Origin of the sequence: Caballeronia zhejiangensis, from assembly GCF_000698575.1 — a bacterium.
Classification (GTDB): domain Bacteria; phylum Pseudomonadota; class Gammaproteobacteria; order Burkholderiales; family Burkholderiaceae; genus Caballeronia; species Caballeronia zhejiangensis.
On the sequence record NZ_JFHD01000016.1, the window covers coordinates 89,376 to 116,191 of the forward strand.

The window sequence follows — 26,816 nt, forward strand, 5'->3', positions numbered from 1 at the left end:
ATGCGGCGCGCCAGCCTCGTTCACTCGTTTTCGGGCATCGCCGCGGCGCTGTCGCTGTCCGGCTGCCTGCTCGGCCCGAACTACTCGCGTCAGCCGGTCGAAACCCCGGCGACGTACCGCTTCGCCGCGCCCGAAGTCGCCGACGCCGCGAACTCGGAATGGTGGCGTCAGTTTCAGGATCCGGTTCTCGACGAGCTGATCTCGACGGCGCTCGCGAACAACAAGGACGTCAAGATCGCGGCGGCGCGCGTCGATCAGTTCATGGGCCAGTTCGTCACGACGCGTTCCTTGCTGTTCCCGCAGATATCGGCGGGCGCGACGGCCTCGCGGCAGCGCGCGTCGGCGGCGGGACCGCAACCGCTCAACGGCTTCGGGCCGGTCTACAACGACTTCCAGGCGTCGATCGCCGCGTCGTGGGAGCTCGATCTCTTCGGCCGCACCCGGCGTCTGACCGAAGCCGCGCGTGCGAATCTGCTGTCGAGCGAAGAAGGACGGCGCGCGACGATCCTGTCGCTGGTGGCGTCGGTGGCGTCGTCGTATCTGAATTTGCGCAGTCTCGACAAGCAGCTCGAAATCGCGAAGGCGACGACGCAAAGCCGCGCCGAATCGGTGCATGTGTTCACGCTGCGCTTCGAAGGCGGCGAAGTCTCGCAGATGGAACTCGCGCAAAGCCAGTCCGAATACGAAGCCTCGCTCGCGACGATTCCGCAGCTCGAAACGCAGATCGCGCAGCAGGAAGACGCGCTGTCTATCCTGCTCGGCGCGAATCCCGGGCCGATCGTGCGCGGCCGAACGCTCGGCGAGATGGCGACGCCCGTCATCCCCGCCGGCCTGCCTTCGGACTTGCTGGAGCGCCGGCCCGATCTGCTGCAGGCGGAACAGGATTTGATCGCGGCGAACGCGCTGATCGGCGCGGCGCGCGCGCTCTATTTCCCGCAGATTTCGCTGACGGGCCTGCTCGGCACCGCGAGCGGCCAGTTCTCGTCGCTGTTCACGGGGCCGTCGCGCATCTGGTCGTTCGCGGGACAGGTCACGCAGCCGATCTTCACGGCGGGCAACATCTCGGGTCAGGTGCAGTCCGCCGAAGCGCAGCAGCAGGCGGCGCTGCTCACGTATCAGAAGGCGATCCAGGTCGCGTTCCAGGAAGTCGACGACGCGCTCATCGCCTCGCAGAAACTGCACGAACAGCTCGAAGTGCAGGGCCGCCAGGTCACGGCGCTCGCGACCTACTCGCGCCTTGCGCGGGCGCGCTACGAAGGCGGTTATACGAGTTACATCGAAGTGCTCGACGCCGAGCGCAGCCTCTTCAACGCGCAGTTGTCGGCGACGCAGACGCAGGCCGCCGCGCTCGTGTCGTTCGTCACGCTCTACAAGGTGATGGGCGGCGGCTGGGTTGTCGCAGCCGACAAGATGACGACGCAACAGCAGTCGGCCACGCCTTCCGCCGATTCGCCCAAACCGGGCCAGCCCGCTTCGCAGACGGTGCAATGAACACGGTCACATCGGAGGATCGCGACGCGCGGCCGCTGATCGCGTGTCACGAATGCGATCTGATGCAGCGCGAGTGCGACGTGCCGCCCGGCGGCACGCTGCGCTGCTGCCGCTGCCGCGCCGTGCTGTACCGGCGCCGCGGGCGCGGCTTCGATCGCGCGCTCGCGTACGCGCTCGCCGCCTGCGTGCTGTGGCTGATCTCGAACGCGTTTCCGATCGTCGGTCTCGCGGTGAACGGCGATCTCGTCGAGACGACGCTCTTCGGCGCCGTGCGCGTGCTCTATCGCGACGGCATGTGGCCGCTCGCCGCCCTCATCTTCTTCACGACGATCCTGATGCCCGCCGTGCAGGCGCTCGGCATGGTGTGGCTGCTGCTGCCGCTTTATCTGGAGCGCCGGCCGTGGCGCGCCGACACCGTGTATCGCCTGCTGCGCGTCGCGCGCAACTGGGGCATGACCGAAGTGCTGATGCTCGGCTTGCTCGTCGCGGTCGTGAAGCTCGCGCATATCGCATCGGTGGTGACGGGGCCGGCGCTGTGGTCGCTCGCCGCGCTGATGCTGCTGCTCGTCGCGGCGTCATCGTCGTTCGATGAACGCGCCATGTGGCAGCGCGTCGAAGGCGCGCCGCCCGGCATGCCCGCCGACACGCCGCTCAAAGGGCGCACGGCGGCGGAAAGCGGCATCTGCGTATGTCACGATTGCGGCCTTTCCACGCGCGGCATGCAGCACCGCGGCCATCTGTGCTGTCCGCGCTGCGGCGCGCATTTGCATCTGCGCAAGCCCGCGAGCCTTTCGCGAACCTGGGCGTATCTGATTTCGGCGGCGATCCTGTATATCCCGGCGAACATCCTGCCGGTGATGAACACGAGCTCGCTCTTCGGCGCGCAGAAAGACACGATCATGAGCGGCGTCGCGTATCTGTGGACGTCCGGCTCGCCGCCGCTCGCGGTGCTCGTGTTCATCGCGAGCATCGCCGTGCCGATGCTGAAGATTCTCGCCATCGGTTATCTCGCCACGAGCGCGAATCTGCGCATGACGCAGCAGAGCGCGTTTCGCGCGCGCGTCTACCGTATCGTCGAATTCGTGGGACGCTGGTCGATGCTCGATATCTACGTGATCGCCGTGCTCGTCGCGCTCGTGCAGTTCAGCGCGATGGCGACGATCGAGGCCGGGCCGGCGGCGATCGCGTTCGGCGCGGTCGTCGTGCTGACGATGTTCGCGGCGATGTCGTTCGATCCGCGCCTGATCTGGGATTTCTCGCCGACTCGGGAAGGTACGCGATGAACACGCCCGATGCCGAAGTCGTGCCGAAGAGGCGCTGGCGCATTCCGTGGGTCTGGATCGTGCCGCTGGTCGCCGTGGCGATCGGCATCTGGCTCGCGGCGCAGGCCGTGCTGGAGAAAGGGCCGACCGTCACCATCAGCTTCAAGACCGGCGAAGGCCTCGAAGCCGGCAAGACGAAGATCAAGTTCAAGAACGTCGACATCGGCCTCGTCAAGACGGTCGCGCTGTCGAAGGATTACACGCGCGTGATCGCGACGGCCGAGCTGACGCGCGACGCGACCAACATGCTCGTCGACGACACGCGCTTCTGGGTCGTGCGGCCGCGCGTGGCGGGCGGCTCGGTGTCGGGCATCAGTACGCTGCTGTCGGGCGCGTATATCGGCATGGACATCGGCCGCTCGAAGCAGGACCGGCGCGATTACACCGGCCTCGAAACGCCGCCGATCTTCGCGAGCGACGTGCCGGGGCGGCAGTTCATCCTGAAGGCGACCGATCTCGGCTCGGTCGATGTCGGCACGCCGATATATTTCCGCCGTCTGCAAGTGGGCCAGGTGACGGCGTTCGAACTCGACAAGGACGGCAGCGGCGTCACGCTGCACGTATTCGTCAACGCGCCCTACGACCGTTACGTGAACGCTGATTCGCGCTTCTGGCAGGCGGGCGGCATCGACGTGACGCTCGGCACCGACGGGCTCAAGGTCAACACGCAGTCGCTCGTGTCGATCCTCATCGGCGGACTCGCGTTCGAGACGCCCGCCGTGTCGCTCAGTTGGGCGGAAGCGCCGCGCGACACCGTGTTCACGCTGCATCCGACACGCGCCGATGCGCTGCGCGTGCGCGAAAGCATCGTCGATAAATATGTCTTCGCGTTCGATGGTTCCGTGCGCGGCCTCGCGGTCGGCGCGCCGGTCGAGTTCCGCGGCATTCAGATCGGCGAGGTGTCGGCGATTTATACGCGCTTCGATCCGGTGACGAAGCGCATCAGCATACCGGTCGAGGTGAATCTGTATCCGGAGCGTTTCACGTCGCGCTTCGCCAACGTGCCGAAGGGCGGCCGCCTCACGAACGACCGCAAGGAACTCGCGGACGTGCTCGTCGCGCGCGGCATGCGCGGGCAGCTGCGCACCGGGAGCCTGCTGACGGGCCAGTTATATGTGTCGATCGACTTCTTCCCGGCTGCGAAGAAAGCGAGCATCGACTGGAGCCGCACGCCGCCCGAAATGCCGACGACGCCAAGCGGCCTCGACTCGTTGCAGGATTCGGTCAACCGCATCATGACGCGCATCGACAAGCTGCCGATCGAGGAGCTGACCGCGAGCGCGCGGCAGACGCTCGACAGCACTACGCGGCTGATGCAGGGCCTCAACACGGAAGTCGTGCCGCAGGCCGCGACGACGCTCGCCGCGGCGCGCGCCGCGCTCGATGCCGCGCATTCCACGCTGATGCCGGATTCCGGGCTGCAGCAGGACACGGCCGAAGCGATCCGCGAACTGACGCGCACGGCGGTCTCGTTCCGCAGTCTCGCGGATTATCTGCAGCAGCATCCGGAAGCGTTGCTGCGCGGCAAGCCGGAGGACAAGAAGTGATGCGGCCCGTACTCGTCTCTCTCGTTCTTTCGATGGCGATGCTCGCCGGATGCGCCTCGCCGAGCGCGAGCTTTTATCGCTTGAGCGCCGATCCGTCGCTGACCGCGGCGACCGCGCGCGCCGCATCGAGGCCGGTGATCGTCGGACCGGTGACGGTGCCCGATCTCGTCGACCGGCCGCAGATCGTCACGCGCAGCACCGACAACGAAGTTACGTTGAACGAATACGCGCGCTGGGGCGAGCCGCTCAAGAGCAGCATCGCGGATGCCATCGCGGGCGATCTCGCGCTGCTGCTCGCATCGGATCAGGTCGCGCCTGCATCGCGCGCCATCGCGGATGCGAACGCGTGGCGCGTGCGCGTCGATATCCAGCAGTTCGAATCCGTTCCCGGCGATGCCGTCGCGATCGACGCGCACTGGTCCGTGCGCCGCTTCGGCGACGACAACGCGCTGACCGGCCGTTCGCTCGTGCGCGAGCCGGTCAGCGGAAGCGGCTGGGATGCGCTCGTGGCCGCGCACAGCCGCGCGCTCGCGAGCGTGAGCAGGGATATCGCGGGGGCGATCGGGGGTAGTGGGCTCAAGTAGAAGCGCCCCTCACAGCACCAGCTTCGCCGCCTCATCGAACGCCGCGCCCGCGGGCGGCACATCGCGCCGCGCGATCCGCACGATCTCCACCGCGCGCGTCTGCGGCGGCTGCGTCGGCAAGTGCGCAAGCTCGATCGCGATGTCGGCGTGCGGCTCGTCGCAGCGCGTTTCCATCACCAGGTTCATCTGATTCAGACACAGCTCGCGATGCGTGACGGAAATCAGCGCCGCCGGCTCGGCGAGCAATTCGACGATGGTCTGAAGCTGCATCTCGATGGAATCGGCGAGCGAGCCGAGTGCCGAGAGCGCGGCTTCGTTCTCCTCGAAATCGCGCTGCAGCCGCGTGGCGTCGCCGGCCAGATCCGTCGATGCAATCAGGCCGCTCATGCCCGCGCCGCGCCGGCCGAGCATCTGCATGCGCGCGGTCAGCAACGCGCGATGTTCCTGCAGCGCGTCGCGCCGCGCGTCGTTTTGCGCGACGCGCGACATCGCTTCCAGCACGAACTGCTCGACGATCCGCTGCACGAGATCCTGTCTGAGCGCTTCGTCCGTTCCGTTGCAAAAGCGCATGCGCTTGTCGTCGAAGCTGACCGCCGTGCGCGCGACGTCCGAACGCAACGCGCCGCCCTCCACCGCCGCGACGAGCACCTTCCGCTCGACGAGCGTCGCGCCCAGCACCGCGAACCCATGATCGGCGGCAATGTTGCCGTCGAACCAGCCGCGCACATCGTGCGATTCGCCGATCACGCGCGCGACGTCGTCCGGCGTCGCGAACTTCGCGCGCAGATACGGGTCGTCCGCCCATGCCGCCGGTGTCGCGTCGCGCGGCGCGGGCAGCGCCGCGACGAGTTCCCGCGCGTGATCCAGCGTCTTGCCGACGGCCGGCGCGAGCCGCGACTCGTAACGGCTCGCGAGGCGCACCTGAGGCGCGACCGCGACGATGCGGCCGAGCGCTTCCTTGACATCCTCGCGCGAGCTCGCGTTATCGCGCCGGAACAGCCAGTTGAACATGCTTATCCCATGATATGCACGCCGCCGTCCACGTACAGCGTCTCGCCGGACATGCGCCGGGCGAAAGGCGTCGCGAGGAACGCGCAGGTAAAGCCGACGTCCATGATGTCGACCAGCTCGCCGAGCGGCGCGCGCTGTGCGGCTTCGGTCAGGAGCAGGTCGAAGTCCTTGAGTCCCGATGCCGCGCGCGTCTTGAGCGGCCCCGGCGAAATAGCATGCACGCGAATGCCCTGCGGACCGAGCTCGTAGGCGAGATAGCGCGCGCACGCTTCGAGCGCGGCCTTCACCGGGCCCATTACGTTGTAGTTCGCGACGACCTTGTTCGCGCCGTGATAGCTCATCGTGAACATCGCGCCGCCGTCTTTCATCAGCGGCGCCGCGAGCCGCGCCATGCGGACGAACGAATGGCAGGAAATGTCCATCGCCTTCGCGAAGCCTTCGGCGGAACAGTTCAGCAGGCCGCCCTGCAGATCGTCCTTCGGCGCCCACGCGATCGAGTGCACGAGAATATCGAGCTTGCCCCACTCGCTCGCGATACGCTCGAACACCGATTCCAGTTCCTCCTGGCTCGACGCGTTCAGCGGCATGAAGATCGGCGCTTCGAGGGCTTGCGCGTGCGGCTCGACGTAAGGCCGCGCTTTCTCGTCGGCATACGTGATGGCGAGATCGGCGCCCAGTTCGCGGAACGCTTTCGCGCAACCATAGGCGATCGAATGCTCGTTGGCGATGCCGGTGACGAGCGCCTTCGCGCCCTTCAGCACGGGCTGCGGGACATTCAATGTCATGCGGATGCTCCTTCGCGTTTGTCATCGATCAGCGCGAGCGTGTGGCGCGCGATCATGAGTTCTTCGTTGGTCGGAATCACCCATGCGCTCACCTTGCTCGACGCCGTGCTGATGCGCGGGCCGCCGCTCGCATTGGCTTCTGTATCAAGTTCGATGCCCCACCACGCCGCTTCTTCGCACACGCGTTGTCGTATCTCCTTCGAATGCTCGCCGATGCCCGCCGTGAACACGATTGCGTCGAGCCCGTGCAGCGCCGCGCTCATCGAGCCGAGCTCCCGGCCGATGCGATGCACGTAAAGATCGATCGCGAAGCGCGCGCGTTCGTCGCTGCTCGCGAGCAGCGCGCGCATGTCGCCCGACACGCCCGACACGCCGAGCAATCCCGACTGGCGATACAGCATGTCTTCGATCTCGCGCGCGTTCATGCCGAGCTCGTCGAGCATGTAAAGAACCACGCCCGGATCGAGATTGCCGCAGCGCGTGCCCATCATGAGACCGTCGACGGCGGTGAAACCCATCGTGCTGGCGACGCTCTTGCCCGCGTGCATCGCGCACAGGCTCGCGCCGTTGCCCAGATGCGCGACGACCGTGCGCCCGCGCGCGGCATCGGGTGCAACATCCGGCAGGGCACTCGCGATGTATTCGTACGAGAGACCATGAAAGCCGTAGCGCCGCACGCCGTTCTTCGTGATCGATTCGGGCAGCGCGAACGCCTGCGCGAGCGGCGCCTGCGTCGAATGAAAGGCCGTGTCGAAGCACGCGACCTGCGGCAGGCCCGGATTGCGCTCGGCGACGATGCGTATCGGCCTCAAGTTATGCGGCTGATGCAGCGGCGCGAGCGGTGTGAGCTTGTCGAGTTCGTCGAGCACTTCGGGGCTCGTCAGTACGGGCTTCGTGAAACGCGCGCCGCCGTGCACCACGCGATGCCCCACGCCGACCAGACGATGCCCCGCGCCATGCCCGCGCAGATACGCGCCCAGATGCGCGATCGCTTCGGCATGTTGCAGCTTCGCGCCCTCGCCCCATGAATGCTCCGCGGACTTCTCGCCTCGCCTGTCGTAAGCGACGAAATGCGGCGCGCTGAACAGCGCTTCAACCTGTCCGTGCGTGACGAGTTCGAGCGCGTCGCCTTCGACATCGAACGCGCTGAACTTGATGCTCGACGAGCCCGCATTGAGAACCAGAATCACATCGGCCATGAAATCACCCCACTACTTGCGCTTCTTCGCGGCGCTTCGACGCCACGAGCGATGCGATCGCGCACGATGCGAGCCGCGATTGCAGCGAATCGGCGCGGCTCGTCAGAATGATCGGCACGCGCGCGCCGAGCACGATGCCGGCCGCATCCGCATTCGCGAGAAAAGACAGACTCTTCGCGAGCATGTTGCCCGCTTCGAGGTCCGGCACGATCAGCACGTTCGCGCGCCCCGCGACGGGCGAATCGATCTTCTTCGTATGCGCCGCTTCGAGGTCGATGGCATTGTCGAGCGCGAGCGGCCCGTCGACGAGCGCGCCCGTGATCTGATGACGATCGACCATCTTGCAGAGCGCGGCGGCCTCCAGCGTCGACGGCACTTTCGGGTTCACCGTTTCCATCGCCGAGAGAATCGCGACGCGCACTTCCGCGAAACGCAGCGCGTGGCCGAGATCGATCGCGTTTTGCAGGATGTCGACTTTATCGGCGAGCGTCGGCGCGATGTTGATGGCCGCGTCGCTGATGATGAGCACGTCGTCGTGCCCCGGCACATCCATGATGAAGCAATGCGACACGCGCCGCGACGTGCGCAGTCCGCCTTCGCGCTTCACGACCGCGGCCATGACTTCGTCGGTGTGCAGGCTGCCTTTCATGAGCGCTTCGGCCTTCGCCTCGCGCACGAGTTCCACCGCCTTTTCGGCAGCGGCGTGGCTGTGCGGCGCATCGACGATCGGAAAGCCCGCGATGTTGAGGCCGCATTCTTCCGCCACCTCGCGAATGCGATCGCGTGGCCCGACGAGTTGCGGCGCGATCAGACCCATCTCGTGCGCCTTCACCGCGCTTTCGAGCGATGTCCGGTCGCAGGGATGCACGACCGCCACCGCGAGCGGCGGCAACGCCTGGCAAACCTCGATGAGCCGTACATATTTTTCGCGCGGCTGATTCATTTCACCCTCCGTAGTTACGTGTGATGCAACGCCCGAACATCAGTGCGCGGGCGCGGAACGTCTTGGCGCGCGTGCAGCCTTGACCGGCAGCGCCGCGCGGATGCGCGCGAGCATGTCGTGCTGCGCGGCCGTCGGCTCGAAGCCCTGCATGCGGCTGTCGTCGTGCAGCTTGTCGAAGAGCGTGAGGAGCTTCTTGCGGTCGTCGCTGTCGTCGAGCAGACCGGGCAACGACGCGAGCGCCTGCTCGGGCTCGTAGCGCACGATGATTTCCTGTTCGCCGCGAACGCGCCGCCATTCGTCGCGCGGCATCTGCGGCAAATACTCCGCATAGTCGGCCGCGAGTTCCTGACGCAGCACCATGCGCGTGAGCGGCAACGGCTCGTCGTGACGCATGAGCAGGCACGCGACGCGCGCGACGGCTTCCGCGTATCCGCCGTGCGCAACCGACGCGAGCGCTTCCTGAACGAACGGCAGATCGCGCGGATCGGTCCGATTTTCTTGCGTCTCGCGTTCCTGCACGCGCTGTGCCGGCAGCAGGTTGCCGTACACGGAGAAGAACATCGCTTCGGTCGTGGCGTCGCGCATCGCACGATAGAAGTCGAGGCTCGCGCTGATCATGTCGGAGCCGCAATGCTCCGCACGGCGCAACACGTCGCGTTCGGTGTCGGGCTTGCGCGTGGCCTTCACCGCTTCCGCCGCCGGGCCGAGCCATGCAAGCCACGGATTCAGATCGGAGAACATCCAGCGCTGCGCGCGCAACGGATGGAACGCGCGCAGCATCGTCGCGGTCGCGTCGTTGGCCATTGCCTGAACGAAGGGTTGCGCGAACAGTTCGTACGCACGCTGATTGAAATCCGATACCTGTTTCACCGCTTCGAACGGCAGTTCGTCGATACGCTCGAAACGGTTGAAGCGCGCGGTCACGTCTTCGAGACGTCGCTCGTGAAAGCTCACGTCGTATTCGGTCTTGCCGTTCGCGTTCTTGCGTTCGGCGATCTCCATGCCGTACAGCCCCGGCGGAAACGATTCGATCGCTTCCAGCACCGATGCGATCTGCGTGTATTCCTTCTTCGCGACCTTGCCGCTCACGAAGATGCCGAGATGCCCGATGCTCTTGTGCATCAGTCCGACGATCACTTGCCCGCGTGCCTTGATCTCGTCGGTGCTGCCGTAGATATCCGCGACCCAGTTGAAGGCCTGTTGCGGCGGCGTGATGTTGTCGCCCATCGAAGCGAAGAGAATGATCGGCGATTTGATCGCGCGCAGATCGAACGATGCGCCCGACGCGCCGCGCACTTCGCCCGACCACAGCTTGTTGCCGACGAAAAGATTGCGCGTGATCCATTCGATCTCTTCGCGGTTCATCAGGTAATAGCCGCCCCACCAGCGCTCGAAGTCGAGAAAGCGCGGCGGTTCGGTGTCGATCTTGTCGAACAGCGTGTAGTACTTGTCCCAGAAACTGTTCGCCGGATTCAGGTTCTCGAAGTTCTCGACGAGATACGCGCCGTCGAACTTGCCGTTGCCGAGATCGGCCGTCAGCGAGGCGAGCCACGTCCCGCCGAGCATGCCGCCCGAGTAGCGCATCGGGTTGTCGCCCTCCCCTTCGCTCCACGCGCCGCTCCAGTAGGACATCGGCGCGCCGTTGATGACGAGCGGACCGGTATCGTCGGGCTGCGAGCTCGCGAGCATCATCGCGGCCCAGCCGCCCTGGCAATTGCCGACGATAGCGGGCTTCGGGCTGTCCGGATGCATCTCGCGCACATGCTTCACGAACTGCTGCTCGGCCGCGCATACGTCGAGCAGCGTCTGGCCGGGCTGCGGGTCGCGAAAGAACGTGACGAAGTACACCGGATGACCCGCGCGCAACGCGACGCCGACTTGCGAATCGTCCTTGAATCCGCCGATGCCCGGACCATGCCCCGCACGCGGATCGATGATGAGATACGGCCGCTTCAGCGGATCGATGACTACGCCTTCGGGCGGCACGATACGCAACAGCGCATAGTTCACCGGCCGCGCGAACGTGCGTCCGTCGAGCAGCATTTCATGCGCGAAATGCAGCACCGGTTCGAGACCGCGCTTCGCCTGCTCGATGAAGTTGTTGCCGCGCTGACGCAGCGTGTCCCAGAAGAGCACCGTGCGCTGCATGACATCGACCGCATAGTCGAAGCCGTTGAAACGATCAGCCTCGCCGTTGCCGAGGACACGCACGCCTGCTTCGCGCGCGCGCTCGCTGAATTGATGCTGCGCAAGCTCCGCGCGCTTCTGATAAACGCGTGTGACCTTTTCCGCGATTTTCTGGCTGCGCGCCAGTTGATCTGCATACGTCATGACGTGATCTCCGCGAGGGAACGTGCAAGGGACAACGCAGGAAGCAGATGCATCGGCGGCCATGATGAACGCATGGTCCGATGACTTGGATACCATCATCAAAATATATGCGCAATGTGCGACAAGCAGGTGGCAAAAATTCGCGACTCAACGACGCGCGACTTCATCGCCATTGCGCGAAACAATCTCCTGATACTTCGCGACGACATGTTCGAGGTTGTAGAACATGCGCGCTTCGCCGAGCAGCGCGCCGAGCGGCGAGCGCCGCACCGCCGCGAGCACGCCCGGATTCAGGCCCGCGAGCCAGAGCGTGGTGCCGTTCGCGGCGAGGCGCGCTTCGGCTTCGATCATCATCTTGAGCGCGGTGTATTCGACATCGAAGACGCGGCTCAGATCCAGCACGACGATCTTCGCGTCGGAATCGCGCACGAGCGGGCGGATCTTTTCGGCGACACGTTGCGCATTCGCGAAGAATATCCGCCCTTCGGGACGCAGCAGCAATAAGCCGGGAAACGCTTCGTCGTCCGGATGCCGCGACGAAGCGCGCCGGAACACGTTGGTTCCCGGTATCCGCTTCAATGCGTACACAGGCGGATTGGACACCTGATGCGCGAGCGCGAAGAGCGACACGACGATCGCCACCACGATGCCTTCCAGCGTTCCGAACAACACGACGCCCGCGCATGCCGTGAGCGCCCACACGAATTCGGTGCGGCGAATCTTCAGGATCGCGCGGAATTCGGCGGGGCTGAAAAGCCCGATCGAATAGAACACGACGACGGCCGCGAGCGTCGCGTGCGGCATCAGCGCCATGAGCGGCGCGAACAGCAGCATGACGGCGAGCGCGAGCGCCGCCGTCACGAGTCCCGCGAGTTGCGTGCGCGCGCCCGCCTGCCGGTTGACGGCCGTCTGGCTCGTTCCGCCGCCTGAGACCATCGCGCCGAAAAGCGCGCCGGCCGCGTTCGCGAGGCCGGTCGCGAGCAGTTCGCGGTTCGCATCGGGCGCGGGTTCGTCGTTGCGTGCGAACGCCCGCGCCGCCGCGATGCTTTCGGTGAAGCTCATCAACGCGATGCCGAGCGCGTCCGGCCACAGCTTCAATGCAAGCGACAGATCCGGCCGTGTCCACGACGGCAATCCCGCCGGCACCGCGCCGACCGTTTCGACGCCGTGCGCGCGCAGACCGAACGCGGCCACCGCGACGATCGCCGCCGCGACGACGAACAACGGCGCGGGCGCGCGCGGTGCGAAGCGTTCGAGCGCGATGAGCGCGGCGAGCGTCGCCAACGCGAGCGCGAGCGTGCTCGCCGACAGATGCGGCAAGCCCGCGACGAACGCGCCGACGTTGTGAAAGAACGATCCCTTCGGATAGTGAATGCCGAAGAGCTTCGGCAACTGATCCACGACGATGACGATCGCCACGCCCGCCTTGAAACCGACGAGCACCGGCTCGGAAATGAAGTTCGCGACGAACCCGAGACGCAGGCACGCCCCCGCGACGAGCATGATGCCGACGAGCATCGTCAGCGTCGCGTTGGCGACGGCGAGCGCGTGCGGATCGCCATTCGCGACGGTCGCGCCGAGCGCGTTCGCCGCGAGAATCGCGAGCGTGGTCGTCGTGCTGACGGACAGCGCGCGCGACGTGCCGACGAACGCGTACACGATCATCGGCACGCAGGCCGTGTAGAGGCCGACCTGAACCGGCAGGCCCGCGATGGTCGCGTACGCGAGCGCCTTCGGTATGACGACCGCCCCCGCCGTCAGGCCCGCGACGATATCGGCGCGCGCCCACGGCTTCTCGTAACGAAACAGCCATTCGGGCGCGATGGACGCGCGATGCGGCATGACGATCCCGCGTTCCGAAGTCGCGCTAAAAACGCTCGGGCACGTAGCGCAGCGGCCGATCGCTTTCGCGATAACCCTCCGCCTTCTGGCGCTTCGGCAACTTCACCTTTTCGCGCGGCACGGCCTTGTACGGGATATTCGCGAGCAGATGGCTGATGAGATTCAGGCGCGCGCGGCGCTTGTCGTCGGAACGCACGACGTACCACGGCGCCTGTTCCGTGTCGGTGGCCTCGAACATGTCGTCGCGAGCGCGCGAGTAGTCGTACCAGCGGCTGTAGGAACGCAGGTCCATCGGCGAGAGCTTCCAGATCTTGCGTTCGTCGTGGATGCGTTCCTCGAGACGCCGCGTCTGCTCTTCCTGACCGACCTCGAGCCAGTACTTGAGCAGAATCACGCCCGAATCGATGATCGCGCGCTCCACGAGCGGCACGCCTTTCAGAAAGGTTTTCGCCTGGTCCTCGGTACAGAAGCCCATCACGCGTTCGACGCCCGCGCGGTTGTACCAGCTTCGGTCGAAAAGCGTGATCTCGCCCGCGGCGGGCAGATGCGGCAGATAGCGCTGCACGTACATCTGCGTCTTTTCGCGCTCGGTGGGCGCGGGCAGCGCAACCACGCGGAAGATGCGCGGGCTCACCCGCTCGGTAATCGCCTTGATCGTGCCGCCCTTGCCCGCGCCGTCGCGTCCCTCGAACACGACGCAGACTTTCGCGCCCGTGTAGACGGCCCATTCCTGCAGCTTCACGAGTTCCACATGCAGGCGCGCAAGCTCTTTTTCGTACTGTTTCCTGTTCAGGCGCTCATGCACGCCCGCGCCTTCACGCACGCCTCTCGATTCGCCGACAGCCCTCTCTTCGTTCATTGCTGTCTCCCGATATTTTTGGATGCCATCCGCGCGGACGAACCGAGTCCGCCGTCGCGACGATGCGCGCGGCACATGGTCGCGGACCCGTCATGACGCCGTCAGGTTTCGTTGCGCTCGGGCACGACCTGCACCACGAGCGTGCGGTTCTTCCAGAACATGTTGTGGATGCGCGGCTGAAAGGTGCGCAGCACGTGCGGCTCGATCGAATCGAAGGTGACGACCGCGGCCGGATGCTCGCCGGTGCCCGTCACGCGCTGAATCGAATCGTAGGGTGGAAAGCCGTAGCGGCAGAGAAATTCCCTGATTTCGTCGTCGGTCGTGGACTCTTCCACGTTGCCTATCCAGAGATCGCCCATTGCAAGATTCTCCGTTGAGTTGTGCGACGTTTCTTCGACTAATACACCAACGGACGGCTCAGGTCGACCCATCTCGCTTGGCCGATTTGCGCTGCGCGAGCGGATTCAGCGCGACGACGAAAGTCACGATCCCGATGCCGAGCGCCCACATGCCGTAACGGAATTCGAGTTTCATGTCGTACAGAAGGCCGTGGATCGTGAAATACAGCCCGGCGAGCCAGATGAACACGCCAATCGAGGCAACCACCATGCGCGGCTCGTTCAGTCTCATCGATGTCTCCCGGAAGCGGTGCGCGAGATAGCTTCAGTTTAGGAAAACTTCCGTCGTCCTGTGAACACACTCGTGTGCAATGACCTTGGCGCGCCGCGATCGTTAGGCTACATTTCCCGCGTATGGCGGAGCAGCAAATGCAACGCATGACCAACTAAACCAATTAACGTTCTGACGCGCCCCGCAGATGCGAAAGCCAACCCCTTTCCCGACCAGGTTGCGAAATTTCGTGATGCTCTTCGTCCTCGCTGCCGCGCCCTGCGCCGCGCTGGCGCAGGGCGCGCCGGACCGCGCGGTCGTCGGCGCAAACGTCAAGCAGTATGCGAATTCCGTGCTCGCGATCATGTCGTACACCGCGGTGCCGGATGTCACGACAAGTTCACTGTCGATCAATAGCGGCACGACCGGCAATCCGGGCTTCGGTCAGACGCAACTCGGCGGCGGCTTTACCCTCAGCAATTCGTTTCCGCTCTACCTCGAAGGCACGCTCGCGTACAGCCGCTACGATCCGACCTTCATCGCGACCGACGGCGACCAGCAGCGCGCGGTGCCTGCGAAATGGAACACGTTCAGCACGACGGTTGGCGTCGGCTGGGACTTCCCGATCACGAGCGAGCTGAAATTTCGCCCGATCATCAACGGCATGATCGGCCGCGTCGCGAGCGATGCGCGCATCGCGCAGACGGTGTTCAATCACGTCGCCAACACCAATCTGCAGTTCCTCGAGGACGGCGCGCTCAATGCGTACGGCGTCGGCGGCTCGCTGATGCTCGATCTCGAGCATTATCGCGAGCACTACGAGGTCGATGTCGAACTGCGCGCAACCGATATTTATCTACGCAGCTTCGGCAGTTCCTCGGAAGCGGTGCAAGGCTCCGCGACCGCGCAGCAGTTCAGCCTGTGGGCGCGCTGGCGTGCGCCCACAGGCTTCGCCGCGCTCGACAGGCCGGTGCGCTACGTGCTCGAAACCGCGTACTCGCATTACTTCGGCGACAGCGCGGGCGTGCTCGGCTTCAACGATCTGACATCGCTCGGCGTCGGGCTCGAACTGGACAGCAGCAAATATCCTGTCGTCATCACGCGCACGCGCGCGATGGTGCGCTACGTATTCGGCCACAACGTGCACGGCGTGTCGTTCGGCCTCGCCGTCAGCTTCTAGCGCGCGCCGTTCAAAGCACGTTGCGCTGGCTCGGATCGTATTTCGGATCGGGCTGCTTCTGCGTCTGCCGGAGCACGCCCTGAGCGTCGAAATAGAAATGGAACAGCATGTGGTCGATGTTGTTCTCCAGGTATCGATACGTCCACACCTCGCGATCCATCCGCTTGAAATAGGCCGTCTCGAACGGGCGTCCGAACGCGATCATCACGTCGTTGCGCGTCCACTTGTTGACCTCGGCGCGGTAGAACTCGTTTTCCTGAAGCACTTGCCGAACACTGACCGTATTGCCCGACGCATCGAGATCGACGGCCGTGGTCGTCGATCCCATCGGCTGCGTGGGCCACATCAGACGCTTGCCGCCGTTCGGCAGGTCGTAGGTTTCCTTCGGCGGCCCGAGCCTGGCGACGATCGCCTGCTGATCCATGCCGGGCTGCACGCGCTGTTCCGGCTGCGCGCAACCGGCGAGCGCGAGCGCGACGGCGCACGCGCCGTGCGTCAGCGCGAATGCAAAGCGTTTTTTCATGGGTCTCTCCCGCGTCCGCCACGGTTCGTGGCGCCTTATTTTGTCATGGCGGGTTCCACGGATATGGCGAACGCTTCCGTATAAACGGCCTTCACCTGATCGCCCTTCTTGACGCGCTTCAGGCGCTCGGGATCCTGAACGTGCAGATCGACCGTCTCGCCGCGCGGCCCGCGCAGCGTCACGGTTTTCGCATGACGATCGACGGCGATCACATCGGCGATGATCGTCACTTCGCGCCCGACCTCGCCGCCCGGCTTCGCGCCCGGCGCCGCGCGCTCGGCCGAGTCGCTCTCGGAACGCGACGGCTGCGTCTTCTTGTCGAGCAGGCTCAGCGTCAACGACTCGCGGTACTGCGCGGTGACGACATCGCCGACTGCGAGCTGATCGAAGTTGCGCGCTTCGTTCGTGACTTCCAGTTCCATCACCTTGCCGGCGTTCGTTTTCAGCGTGACGGTGCGCGTCGCCGGATCGATGCCGACGATCGTCGCCGTCACCTTCGCGACGCCCTGCACCGTCGCGCCGTCCGGGTTTCGCACGACGCTGACGTCGGCCTGAGGATCGGCGGTGGGATCGGCTGCAAAGGCGCTTGCGGATAGCGCAAGGCATGACAAGACAACGAGGCTGACGCGTTTCATGTTCGCGCTCCTTTTGTTCTATCGATACCGCGATGACGTTACTGGATCGTGTAACCGCGTCCCTGCATGCACGCCGACCACGCGCGATAGTACGTCTGCATCGCGCCCTGGCTCTGCGCCTGCGCGTTGGATTCCTGCGCCCGCTTGTTCTGCCGTGCGCGCATGCCGCCGGCCATCGTGCCCGTCGCCGCGCCGATGGCCGCGCCCTTGCCCGCATCGCCCGCGATCGCACCGATCACCGCGCCGCCCGCCGCGCCGCGCGCCGCGCCGCCGACGCGCTCGCCGCCGCCCACAGCCGGTCCGCCTTGCGGTGGCGGCGCCGCCGATGCCGTCGCCGGGTCGATGCCCGTGTTGCTCTTCGCCCAGCTGTAGCACGCGCCGTCGTCGCTTTGCTGCTTCTGCGCGCTCTGTCCCTTGGCCGGATAAGCGATCGGCTTGCTCTGCGCAATGGCGTCGAGCGCCATCACGGCGATCACGATGGCGCAGCCGGCACGCAATCTCGTTGCATTCATGGCGACTCCTTGCCTGATTTCCAGAGTTGGCGATTCAAGATTCTTTTGATACACGACGCCGTCGTTATTGACAATGAAAGTCATCGCGCCGCTTGCGCCGGATTGCACGCGATAGTCTGCAATACAGACCACACCGGATTCAGGAAGCGAACGCGTGAAGAACCTCTGACCAGAACAGCAAATTTGTATTCTCGTGTTGCCGTTTGTAGCTTGATGCGCGCCGGACGCAGCGCCGCGAAAAACATGCATATTCGAAGATATGCGAACGTCCTGGCGAATTCAAGAATCGCCGCATAGGTGTTTGTTCGCTGATTTGTCGAACGACTCGGGCTTTTAATTACCCGCCTAAAGCGATGATCGCCATCGTCAGAAGCACGCCGAGCGCCATCATCGCGAGACCGGCCTTCCAGCCGCGCCAACCCGCATAACCGCCCAGCGCGAAGCCGCAGCAAAACAGCATCGCGAGCGTGAGCACGCGCGATATGAAGAGCGCGGTCGGAACGTGCTTGACGAGAACAAAAGGCGCGGCGACCGGAAAGGTCGACAGTACGATGATGATGAAGATGCCCAGCGCCGCGAGAAAATCGTCGCGCACGAAGCGCGCGCGTTCCGGCAGGCTGTCGCTCGCGGCGATGCGCTTGCGGATGGATTCGAGATCGTCGTCGGAGATGAACGGATCGAGCGTCGCGGATACTCTCTCGCGCAACATGCGCACGCCCGCCGCCGCATCGCGCTCGCGCTGGATCGCAAGCGCGAGCGCGTGCCTGCGCGCGCGGTCCGCGATCGTGCGAACGAGATACATGACGGCATCGGCGAGACCCCACGCGAGATTGCAGCCGAGCGCCGTGTAGAGCATCTTGTGTCCCGCCGCCTCGCCGCCCGTCGCCGCCGATACCGTGCCGACAAACGTCAGCGCCATGAAGAGGCCGAAGCACAGCTCCGACACGCGATCGACGGTGTCGAGCACCGGCGCTCGCGTGCGTTTGCCCGGCGAAGTCTCCTCGTGCATGAGCGCGCGGCTATCCGACCTTCACCTCGTTTTCCAGGGGTTGATTGTTCTCGAAAGCCGTGATGCTCTGCAGCGTGGTTTCGCAGATCGTTGTCAACGCTTCGCGCGTCAGATAAGCCTGATGCCCCGTCACGATCACATTCGGAAACGACACGAGCCGCTGGAAAACGTCGTCGGTGATGATTTCGCTCGAGAGATCGCGGAAGAAGAGATCGGCTTCCTGTTCGTAGACGTCGATTGCGAGGCCGCCCAGTTGTCCCGTCTTCAGCGCTTCGATCACCGCTTCGGTGTCGATCAGTCCGCCGCGGCTCGTATTGACGAGCAACGCGCCGTGCTTCGAACGCTTGAGCGATTCCGCGTTGATGATGTGATGCGTCTCTGGCGTCAGCGGGCAAAAGAGCGCGACGATGTCCGCCTTCTCGCCGATCTCGCCGGACGTCGCGTAACGCAACCCGAGCGCCTCGAACTGTTTCGACGGATACGGATCGTAGCCGATCACGTTGCAGCCGAAGCCCTGCATGATCTTCGCGAACACGCAGCCGATCTTGCCCGTTCCCACGACCGCGACGGTTTTGCCGTACAGATCGAAACCGATGAGGCCGTCGAGCGAGAAGTTCGAATCGCGCGTGCGGTTGTATGCGCGATGCACTTTGCGATTGATCGCGAGCAAGAGCGCGACCGCGTGCTCCGCGACCGAGTTCGGCGAATAGTTGACGACGCGAACCACCTTGATGCCGAGCTTCGCGGCGGCCGCGAGATCGACGTTGTTGAAGCCGGTGCAGCGCAGCGCCACGAGACGCGTGCCGCCTTTGTGCAGCGCTTCGAGCACTTCGGCATTCGCCGTATCGTTGACGAAGATGCAGACCGCGCCGTAGCCCGCCGCGAGCTCGACGGTGTCCATGTCGAGCGACATGTCGTGGTACCGGAGCTTGTGGTTTTCCTTCTTGTTCGCCTGGTCGATGTACTGACGCTCGTAAGGGGTCGAACTATAGATCGCCACTTCCATGATGCACTCCTTGAAAATTGTATTGACGGGCCGGTCAAGAGCCTAACCCGCGGCCAGCGATATGGCGATCTGCACGAATAACACCTTGACGATGGTCATCGACGGAAAAATCATCGCGTACATGATGTCCGGCTGATCCGTCGGCGCGACGCGGTTCGCGAACGCGAGGATCGCCGGATTGCCGGTCGCGCCGCAGATCACGCCGATCGACGTGTCGAACGGCAGCCTGAAAATCCACAGGCAGCATATCGCCGTGACCGCCACGAGCACGAATACCGTGATGATGCTGAAGACGAGCAGAATCGGCCCGGCGGTGCCAACGGTGTCGACGAACTTCGGCCCGCACGAAATGCCCACTTGCGCGAGAAAAATCGTGAGGCCGAGATTGCGCAAGACGAGATTCGCGGACAGCGGCATCACCCAGACGAACGGCCCGTTGCGGCGCGCCTTGCCGAGACACAGCGCGACCAGGAGCAGCGCGGCGAGACCCAGACTGAACGCGCCGAGGCCGGGAATCGGCAGCGGAATCGCGCCGGCCAGCAAGCCCAGCGCCGCGCCGATGCCGAGGCAGATGAAGCTCAGGTCCGCCGTGCCCTTGATCGAATCGCCGAAGAACGTCCGCATGGTCGCCTGATGCGCGCGATTGACGAGCAGCCCGACGCGATCGCCCGCTTCGAGGATGAGATCGGGCGTCGAGAGCATGTCCGCGTCGCCGCGCCGCACGTGCGCAATGGCGCAGTTCACGCCATCGGGAAAGCGGATGTCGCCGAGCGCCATGCCGACGACCGCCGGATTCGACGCGAACACGCGCATGTAGTCGAGGTCCTCGCGATGGCTCGTCATGCGGCCCGGCTGCATTTCGCCGCAGAGCGCGGCGGCTTCTTCGAGCAGACGGCGATCGGTGCTCGTGGCGAGCAGCACGTCGTCAGCGCGCAGCGTGAGGTCGGCGGCGGGCAACTGATTGTGATGCGCGCGCCGCACCGCCGCGATCGCCACGCCCGAGGGCAGCCGGCTCGACAGCTCCGACAACCTGAGGCCGACGAGGCCCGCGTTTCGCAGCGCGATTTCGGCCGTTTCGAGTATCTTCGCGGGCGGCTTCTGAATCTTTACCTTCAGCGCAACGTTGAGCAGATAGATGAGCAGGATCGGCCCGGCGACGCCGAACGGATAGGAAATGCTGTACGCGACGGCCGCATCGTTGCTTTTCATCGATGCGATCGCGACCTGCAGGCTCGCCGTGCTGGTTCCGCTGCCGGCGAACATGCCGAGCGCATCGGCGAGCTTGATGCCGAAGTGGATGAAGCCGCACGCCACGAGGCCCGCGACGATCACGCCGACGCACGCGGCGATGTTCGCCTTCATGCCCTCGCGGCTCGTTAGTCCGCGAAAGAACTGCGCGCCGTACTGAATGCCGATGCCGTATAAAAACAGCAGCAGCCCCAGCGTGCCGAGCAACGGCGGCGGTGCGGACTTCGGCGCGAACGCGCCGATCGCGAGCCCGACGAACAGCACCGCGCCGGAGCCGAGGGCCACGCCTTTGATGTTGATTTCACCGATCAGATAGCCCAGCGCGATCGTCAGAAAAAGCGCGAACAACGACTGATTCTCGAGGAAGGTTCTGACTGCATCCATGCCGCCTCCTGTGGGTGGACAAAGCAACTCGGCAGTACACGAACATTAAAGGCGCTTTGCGTCGCACAGTCCAGCACCGCCGTGCGCATTCAACGGGACTGAAGCACGACGACGCTGCGCGCCTCGACGCGGCACGCACCGCGCTCGACGAGCGCCGTTTCGACATTCGGAACAATGTCGTTCGGCGATTCGGCAGATGTATCGACGACGCGCAGCCAGCTCGAATTGTCCACCGCCGGCAGCGCGGCCTCGCGCGCATCGTCGTTCATGTTGAGGACGATGTGCAGCATCGGCTCGCCCGGCGCGTGGCCCGCGAGCGTGAACGCCACGAAGCGCGCGCCGGGGTCGTGCCACGCGGGCGCATCGAGACGTTCGCCGTGCCATGCGACATCGGGATGCGTCTGTCCGTTCGCCGGACGTCCCGTCAGAAAGCGTCGGCGGCGCAGGCTCGCGTGACGCTTGCGCAGCGCGATCATCTCGCGCGTGAAACGCAACATGTCGCGCGCGTCGTCGGAAAGTTGCCAGTCCATCCACGAAAGCGCGTTGTCCTGACAGAACGCGTTGTTGTTGCCGCGCTGGCTGCGCAGGAGCTCGTCGCCGGCGAGAAGCATCGGCACACCTTGGCTCAGCAGCAGGATCGCGATGAAGTTGCGCGCCTGCCGAAGCCGCAGTTGGATGATCGCGGGATCGTCCGTCTCGCCTTCCGCGCCGCAATTCCACGACAGATTGTCGTTGCTGCCGTCTCGGTTGTCCTCGCCGTTCGCCTCGTTGTGCTTCGCGTCGTAGCTGACGAGATCGGCGAGCGTAAAGCCGTCATGGCACGTCACGAAGTTGATGCTGTTCGCGGGCAGCCGGCCATCGTCCTCGTAGAGGTCCGCGCTGCCCGCGATGCGCGTGCACACTTCGCCGACGACGCCCGGCTCGCCGCGCACGAAGCGCCGGATCGCGTCGCGATAACGCCCGTTCCACTCGGACCAGTCCATGCCGGGGAACGTGCCGACGTGATAAAGGCCGCCCGCATCCCAGGCTTCGGCGATCAACGGCACGCGCGCGAGGATCGGCGATGCTTCCATCGCCCAGGGTAACGGCGGCGTGCGCAGCAATTCGCCGTGCTCGCCGCGAGCAAAGACGCTCGCGAGATCGAAGCGGAAGCCGTCGACGCCGAGTTCGCGCACCCAGTATTCGAGGCAACGCATGATGAACGCCGACACCAGCGGATGATTGCAATTGACCGTATTGCCGCAGCCCGTGTAATCGAGGTATCGCCGCGAATCGTTCGGGTCGGACTGATAGAAGGCGTCGTTGGCGAAGACCTTGAAGTGGATCAGCGGGCCGTTGTTGCCCGCCTCCGACGTGTGATTGAACACGACATCGAGCAGCACGCGAATGTCAGCCGCGTGCAATGCGTCGACGAGTTCGCGGAATTCCTGCGGCGCCCGCGCGGGCTCGACGCAATAGCGCGGATGCGGGCTATAGAAGCCATATGTGCTGTAGCCCCAATAGTTGCGAAGTCCGCGCTCGGCGGCGAAGGCGGGAAGGTCCTGTTCGTCGAAGGCCATCACGGGAAGCAGTTCGACATGCGTGACGCCGAGCGCCTTCAGATAGGGAATCTTTTCGATGAGACCTGCGAACGTGCCCGGATGACGCACGCCGCTCGACGCATGCCGCGTGAAGCCGCCGACATGCAGTTCGTAGATGATCGCGTCGTCGAGCGTGCGGATGTCCACGTCGTCGACGGGCCGATTCAACGGCTCCGTCACGATGCCTCTGAGCGACGCGTGTTCGGCGGCGTGCACAGCGGCGGCCTGCGCGCGATCGTAGAAGCGGTCGCTCACGCCGCGCGCTTGCGGATCGAGCAGTTCCTTCCGGCTCGCGGCTTCGTCGCTCATCTGGGGCACGTCGAGCGGGCCGTATGCGCGCCACGTATAGCAGCAACGCAGCGGCAGATCTTCGACGAACACATGCCAGAAGAAATACGTGCGGTTCGTTTCGCTCGTGAGCGCGATGACCTGAAACGGTTCGACGCTCTCTTCCGATGCGTACAGCAATAGTTCGACGCGCGTCGCGCGGCGGCAGAACGCGCAGAAGTTGACGCCGCCCGGCATGACCGTCGCGCCGAGCGGGAAGCGCGAGCCGGTCCGCGTGCGATAGCCCGCGTGATCGTGCGCGACTGCAGGAACATCGCTCATGGTCGTCTCCCGCTTCGCTTCGTCACACTGAGCAAGGATATGTGAGGCGTCGCGGATTACAAGTGGACGGCTCGGGCGCACGTCGCATCGGCGGGTGTTAAGCGTTTCAATATTTCTGTCGGATCGTTTCATCCGCTTGACCCCATTCGGATTCCGGCTACAACGGAATCAGTGCACACGTTGCGTGGAATCGGTCATGCCATCCGAACAAACGTTACAAGAAGGCTCGAGCGGCGGCGGCGTGCAAGGCTGGTCGCGTCATGTGCCGTTGATCGCGTTGCTGCGCGACTATCGCGTGGGGTGGCTGAAGAACGACATCATCGCCGGACTCGTGCTGACGACGATGCTCGTGCCCGTCGGCGTCGCATATGCGCAGGCGTCGGGCGTGCCGGGCGTGTGCGGCCTCTATGCGACGATCGTCCCGCTACTCGCCTACGCGATCTTCGGCCCGAGCCGCATTCTCGTGCTCGGCCCCGATTCCGCGCTCGCCGCGCCCGTGCTCGCGGTCGTCGTGCTGAGCGCATCCGGCGATCCGTCGCGCGCGATCGCCGTCGCGGGCATGATGGCGATCGTCTCCGGTTTGGTGTGCGTCGTTTTCGGCTTGCTCAAGCTCGGCTTCGTCACCGAGTTGCTCTCGAAGCCGATTCGCTACGGCTATATGAACGGCATCGCGCTGACCGTGCTGATCAGCCAGTTGCCGAAGCTCTTTGCGATATCCATCGAAGATCACGGGCCGTTGCGCGATCTCGCGACTCTCGCCAAAGGCATCGCCGCTGGCCAGTCGAACTGGTACAGCTTCGCCGTCGGCGCGGCGAGCCTCGCGCTCATTCTCCTGCTCAAGCGCTTCGACAAGGTGCCGGGCATTCTCATCGCCGTCGTGCTCGCGACGCTATGCGTGAGCGTGTTCCATCTCGACCAGCGCGGCGTGAAAGTGCTCGGGACCATCCCGCAAGGACTGCCCGCGTTCTCGCTGCCGTGGCTGAGCGATGCCGATTTCGTGCGCATCGTGCTCGGCGGCTGCGCGGTCGCGCTCATCGCTTTCGCCGATACCAGCGTGCTGTCGCGCACCTTCGCGGCGCGCGCCAATACGCGCGTCGATCCGAATCAGGAGATGATCGCGCTCGGCGTCGCCAATCTCGCGACCGGTCTGTTTCAGGGCTTCCCGGTCAGCAGCAGTTCGTCGCGCACGCCTGTCGCGGAAGCGGCGGGCGCGCGCACGCAGATGACGGGCATCGTCGGCGCGGTGGCGGTGGCGGCCGTGCTGCTCGCCGGGCCGAATCTGCTGCGTCATCTGCCGAGCAGCGCGCTCGCGGCCGTCGTGATTGCCGCGGCCATCGGACTATTCGAGTTCAGGGATCTGAAGCGCATCTATCGCATTCAGCAATGGGAGTTCTGGCTGTCGATCTGCTGCTTCGCCGGCGTGGCGGTGTTCGGTGCGATTCCCGGCATCTGCATCGCCGTGGTGATCGCGGTCATAGAATTCCTATGGGATGGATGGCGGCCGCATTACGCCGTGCTCGGGCGCGTGGAAGGACTGCGCGGTTATCACGACACGATGCGATACCCGCAAGCGGAACAGGTTCCGGGCCTGCTGCTGTTCCGCTGGGACGCGCCGCTTTTCTTCGCGAACGCCGAGCTGTTCCAGCAGCGCGTGCTCGAAGCGGTGAAGCAGGCGCCGACGCAAGTCAAACGCGTCGTCGTGACGGCCGAGCCGGTCACGAGCGTCGATGTCACGTCCGCCGACATGCTGCGCGAACTGCATCGCGCGTTGCAGGAACGCGGCATCGCGCTGCATTTCGCCGAGATGAAAGACCCGGTTCGCGACAAGCTCAGGCGCTTCGAACTGACGCCGATCTTTCCCGATGCGTGCTTTCATCCGACGATAGGCAGCGCCGTCGACGCCTGGCTCGCCTGTCAGACGCCCGCCGCCTGAATGTCGGCGAAGCGCGCCCGGAGCGTCTTCTTGTCGATCTTGCCGACGCTCGTCTTGCTGATCGCGTCGATGAAGCGCACGTCGCGCGGCACCGCATAGCGCGAGATGCGTCCGGTTTCGGCGATGCCGCGCAGATATCGCGTGATCATTTCCTCCGTGATCGGCGCCGCGCAATCCGGCTTCTGCACGACGAGCGCGAGCGGGCGTTCGCCCCACTTCGCATCGGGCACGCCGATCACCGCGACCTCGGCCACGCCCGGCAACTGCGAGATCAGGCTTTCGACTTCGAGCGACGACACCCATTCCCCGCCCGACTTGATGACGTCCTTCGCGCGATCGGTGATGCGCAGATAGCCGTCGGCATCGACGTTGCCGATGTCCTGCGTATGCAGCGCGCCGCCTTCCCACAACGTCGCGGATGCCTCGCGATTCTTCAGATAGCCTTGCGTGAGCCACGGCGCGCGCGCGACGATCTCGCCGCACGTGCGGCCATCGCGCGGCGCTTCGCGCAGTTCGTCGTCGACGATGCGCAAGTCGACGAGCGGAATCGCGCGGCCCGTCGTGCAACGCAGGCGCACTTGCTCGTCGGCGTGGAGCGTGTCCGCGTGCGGGGGCAATTGCGCGAGACTCAGCAGCGGACCGCTCTCCGACATGCCGTATCCCGAGAACACGTCGATGCCGCGTCCGAGCGCCGCGCGCGCGAGTCCTTCGGTCAGCGCGCCGCCGCCGATCACGACCTTCCATCGGCGCAAATCGACGGCGTCGGCATCCGGGCATGTCAGAAGCATATGCAGGATCGTGCCGACGCAATGCGAGAACGTCACGCCTTCTTCCTCGATCAGACGCATGATGTTCTGCGGCACATAGCGGCCGGGGTACACCTGTTTCACGCCGAGCATCGTCGCGATGTAGGGCATGCCCCACGCGTGCACATGGAACATCGGCGTGAGCGGCATGTAGACATCGCCGCGATGAAAGCGCTGGCCGCTCGCCGGGCTCGCGAGCGCGGCCATTCCGGCAATCGTATGCAGCACGAGCTGGCGATGCGAAAAGTACACGCCCTTGGGCTTGCCGGTCGTGCCGGTCGTGTAGAACGTCGTGGCGCGCGTGTTCTCGTCGAAATCGGGAAACTCGCGCACGGGATCGGCGGCGGCGAGCATCGCTTCGTATTCACGCGCGAACCCGATGCCGTGCTCCGGAACCGCGACGCCTTGCTCATCGATCCAGATGAAAGTACGCACGGTTTCGAGGCGCGTTCTGATCGCGTCGATCACCGGCAGGAAATCGGTATGCACGATCAGCATGTCCGCGCCCGCATGATTGAGCGTGTACAGAATCTCGTCCTGCGAAAGCCGCACGTTCACCGATTGCAGGACCGCGCCCATCATCGGCACGGCGAAATAGCATTCGAGATAGCGATGGCTGTCCCAGTCCATCATCGCGACGGTGCTGCCATGCTTCGCGCCGAGCGCGTCGAGGGCATTCGCGAGGCGCGCGACGCGCTCCGTCATCGTGCGATACGACTGCCGCACCGCGCCGCGATAGACGATCTCCTGATCCGGCGAATTCGCGAGCGGCGTGTGCAGCAACTGCTTGATGAGCAACGGGTACGAATACGCGTCGGGCGCGGCGTGCGGGTCGAAATACGTGTCTTGCATCCTTGTCTCCAAATAT

Annotated in this window: 23 protein-coding genes and 1 pseudogene; 6 read left to right on the forward strand and 18 right to left on the reverse strand. The window is 64.9% G+C overall.

Annotated features, from left to right (window positions below; genetic code table 11):
• Genes BG60_RS20385 through BG60_RS20400 form a run of 4 tightly spaced genes read left to right on the forward strand, consistent with a single transcriptional unit; the run spans position 1 to position 4,944 of the window.
• Positions 1–1,491 carry an efflux transporter outer membrane subunit gene (locus BG60_RS20385; RefSeq protein WP_008348477.1) on the forward strand — a complete coding sequence of 497 codons (1,491 nt, stop codon included), beginning with the start codon at positions 1–3 and terminating at the stop codon, positions 1,489–1,491.
• Positions 1,488–2,774, forward strand: coding sequence for a paraquat-inducible protein A (locus BG60_RS20390; RefSeq protein ID WP_008348479.1), 1,287 nt, complete (start codon positions 1,488–1,490; stop codon positions 2,772–2,774). The genes BG60_RS20385 and BG60_RS20390 overlap by 4 nt, the downstream gene beginning before the upstream one ends.
• Positions 2,771–4,360 (forward strand): PqiB family protein, encoded by a 1,590-nt coding sequence (locus BG60_RS20395; RefSeq protein ID WP_008348480.1) that lies wholly within the window; start codon positions 2,771–2,773, stop codon positions 4,358–4,360. Before BG60_RS20390 ends, BG60_RS20395 begins: the two co-directional genes overlap by 4 nt.
• Positions 4,360–4,944, forward strand: coding sequence for a PqiC family protein (locus tag BG60_RS20400; RefSeq protein WP_008348482.1), 585 nt, complete (start codon positions 4,360–4,362; stop codon positions 4,942–4,944). The genes BG60_RS20395 and BG60_RS20400 overlap by 1 nt, the downstream gene beginning before the upstream one ends.
• 9 nt (positions 4,945–4,953) lie before the next feature.
• Here BG60_RS20400 and BG60_RS20405 read toward each other — a convergent pair whose 3' ends face one another.
• The 9 genes from BG60_RS20405 to BG60_RS20445 all read right to left on the reverse strand — a co-directional run bounded on the left by BG60_RS20405 (position 4,954) and on the right by BG60_RS20445 (position 14,544).
• On the reverse strand, positions 4,954–5,955 hold the full coding sequence (locus tag BG60_RS20405) for a hypothetical protein (RefSeq protein WP_008348484.1): 1,002 nt from the start codon (positions 5,953–5,955) through the stop codon (positions 4,954–4,956).
• Positions 5,956–5,957: 2 nt separating this feature from the next.
• Positions 5,958–6,740: an enoyl-ACP reductase FabI gene (gene fabI, locus BG60_RS20410; protein ID WP_008348485.1), complete on the reverse strand. Its 783-nt coding sequence runs from the start codon at positions 6,738–6,740 to the stop codon at positions 5,958–5,960.
• Positions 6,737–7,939, reverse strand: a complete 1,203-nt coding sequence (locus BG60_RS20415) for an acetate/propionate family kinase (RefSeq protein WP_008348486.1) — start codon at positions 7,937–7,939, stop codon at positions 6,737–6,739. The genes fabI and BG60_RS20415 overlap by 4 nt, the downstream gene beginning before the upstream one ends.
• 4 nt (positions 7,940–7,943) lie before the next feature.
• Entirely contained in the window at positions 7,944–8,882 is a 939-nt protein-coding gene (locus BG60_RS20420) for a phosphate acetyltransferase (protein ID WP_008348487.1), read from the reverse strand.
• Between the two features lie 39 nt (positions 8,883–8,921).
• Positions 8,922–11,213 (reverse strand): DUF3141 domain-containing protein, encoded by a 2,292-nt coding sequence (locus BG60_RS20425; RefSeq protein WP_008348489.1) that lies wholly within the window; start codon positions 11,211–11,213, stop codon positions 8,922–8,924.
• A gap of 147 nt (positions 11,214–11,360) precedes the next feature.
• Positions 11,361–13,055 carry a SulP family inorganic anion transporter gene (locus BG60_RS20430; RefSeq protein WP_008348493.1) on the reverse strand — a complete coding sequence of 565 codons (1,695 nt, stop codon included), beginning with the start codon at positions 13,053–13,055 and terminating at the stop codon, positions 11,361–11,363.
• A 25-nt stretch (positions 13,056–13,080) separates the two neighbouring features.
• A complete protein-coding gene (ppk2, locus tag BG60_RS20435) occupies positions 13,081–13,914 on the reverse strand; it encodes a polyphosphate kinase 2 (RefSeq protein WP_008348496.1) in 834 nt (277 codons plus the stop codon).
• A 101-nt stretch (positions 13,915–14,015) separates the two neighbouring features.
• Positions 14,016–14,273: an RNA recognition motif domain-containing protein gene (locus tag BG60_RS20440; RefSeq protein ID WP_008348497.1), complete on the reverse strand. Its 258-nt coding sequence runs from the start codon at positions 14,271–14,273 to the stop codon at positions 14,016–14,018.
• Positions 14,274–14,331: 58 nt separating this feature from the next.
• On the reverse strand, positions 14,332–14,544 hold the full coding sequence (locus BG60_RS20445) for a DUF2964 family protein (protein ID WP_033536232.1): 213 nt from the start codon (positions 14,542–14,544) through the stop codon (positions 14,332–14,334).
• A 232-nt stretch (positions 14,545–14,776) separates the two neighbouring features.
• Between BG60_RS20445 and BG60_RS20450 the strand changes: the two genes are divergently transcribed.
• The gene (locus tag BG60_RS20450; RefSeq protein ID WP_008348502.1) at positions 14,777–15,703 is read left to right on the forward strand and encodes a hypothetical protein; all 927 of its coding nucleotides are present in this window, start codon (positions 14,777–14,779) and stop codon (positions 15,701–15,703) included.
• Positions 15,704–15,713: 10 nt separating this feature from the next.
• On the opposite strand, the gene BG60_RS20455 is transcribed toward BG60_RS20450, so the two are convergent.
• From BG60_RS20455 to glgX, 8 genes and pseudogenes are all read right to left on the reverse strand, one after another.
• A complete protein-coding gene (locus BG60_RS20455) occupies positions 15,714–16,226 on the reverse strand; it encodes a hypothetical protein (protein ID WP_008348503.1) in 513 nt (170 codons plus the stop codon).
• A gap of 35 nt (positions 16,227–16,261) precedes the next feature.
• Positions 16,262–16,861 carry a hypothetical protein gene (locus BG60_RS20460; protein ID WP_008348505.1) on the reverse strand — a complete coding sequence of 200 codons (600 nt, stop codon included), beginning with the start codon at positions 16,859–16,861 and terminating at the stop codon, positions 16,262–16,264.
• Between the two features lie 38 nt (positions 16,862–16,899).
• The gene (locus BG60_RS20465; RefSeq protein WP_033536292.1) at positions 16,900–17,373 is read right to left on the reverse strand and encodes a glycine zipper family protein; all 474 of its coding nucleotides are present in this window, start codon (positions 17,371–17,373) and stop codon (positions 16,900–16,902) included.
• Positions 17,374–17,394: 21 nt separating this feature from the next.
• Positions 17,395–17,622, reverse strand: a pseudogene (locus tag BG60_RS40180) (DUF2950 family protein); the annotation flags it as partial.
• An 88-nt stretch (positions 17,623–17,710) separates the two neighbouring features.
• Complete coding sequence (locus tag BG60_RS20470) at positions 17,711–18,382, reverse strand: VIT1/CCC1 transporter family protein (protein ID WP_008348510.1); 672 nt, start codon at positions 18,380–18,382, stop codon at positions 17,711–17,713.
• A 10-nt stretch (positions 18,383–18,392) separates the two neighbouring features.
• Entirely contained in the window at positions 18,393–19,388 is a 996-nt protein-coding gene (locus BG60_RS20475; protein WP_008348512.1) for a 2-hydroxyacid dehydrogenase, read from the reverse strand.
• 42 nt (positions 19,389–19,430) lie between these two features.
• A complete protein-coding gene (locus BG60_RS20480) occupies positions 19,431–21,020 on the reverse strand; it encodes an aspartate-alanine antiporter-like transporter (RefSeq protein WP_008348513.1) in 1,590 nt (529 codons plus the stop codon).
• A gap of 89 nt (positions 21,021–21,109) precedes the next feature.
• Complete coding sequence (gene glgX / locus BG60_RS20485; RefSeq protein ID WP_008348515.1) at positions 21,110–23,209, reverse strand: glycogen debranching protein GlgX; 2,100 nt, start codon at positions 23,207–23,209, stop codon at positions 21,110–21,112.
• A 196-nt stretch (positions 23,210–23,405) separates the two neighbouring features.
• Here glgX and BG60_RS20490 point away from each other — a divergent pair, with 196 nt between their 5' ends.
• A complete protein-coding gene (locus BG60_RS20490; protein WP_033536293.1) occupies positions 23,406–25,142 on the forward strand; it encodes a SulP family inorganic anion transporter in 1,737 nt (578 codons plus the stop codon).
• Here the strand turns inward: BG60_RS20490 and BG60_RS20495 are convergent.
• Positions 25,124–26,800, reverse strand: coding sequence for a fatty acid--CoA ligase (locus BG60_RS20495; protein WP_008348519.1), 1,677 nt, complete (start codon positions 26,798–26,800; stop codon positions 25,124–25,126). The two genes, BG60_RS20490 and BG60_RS20495, sit on opposite strands and share 19 nt — an antisense overlap.
• Positions 26,801–26,816: the final 16 nt, after the last annotated feature.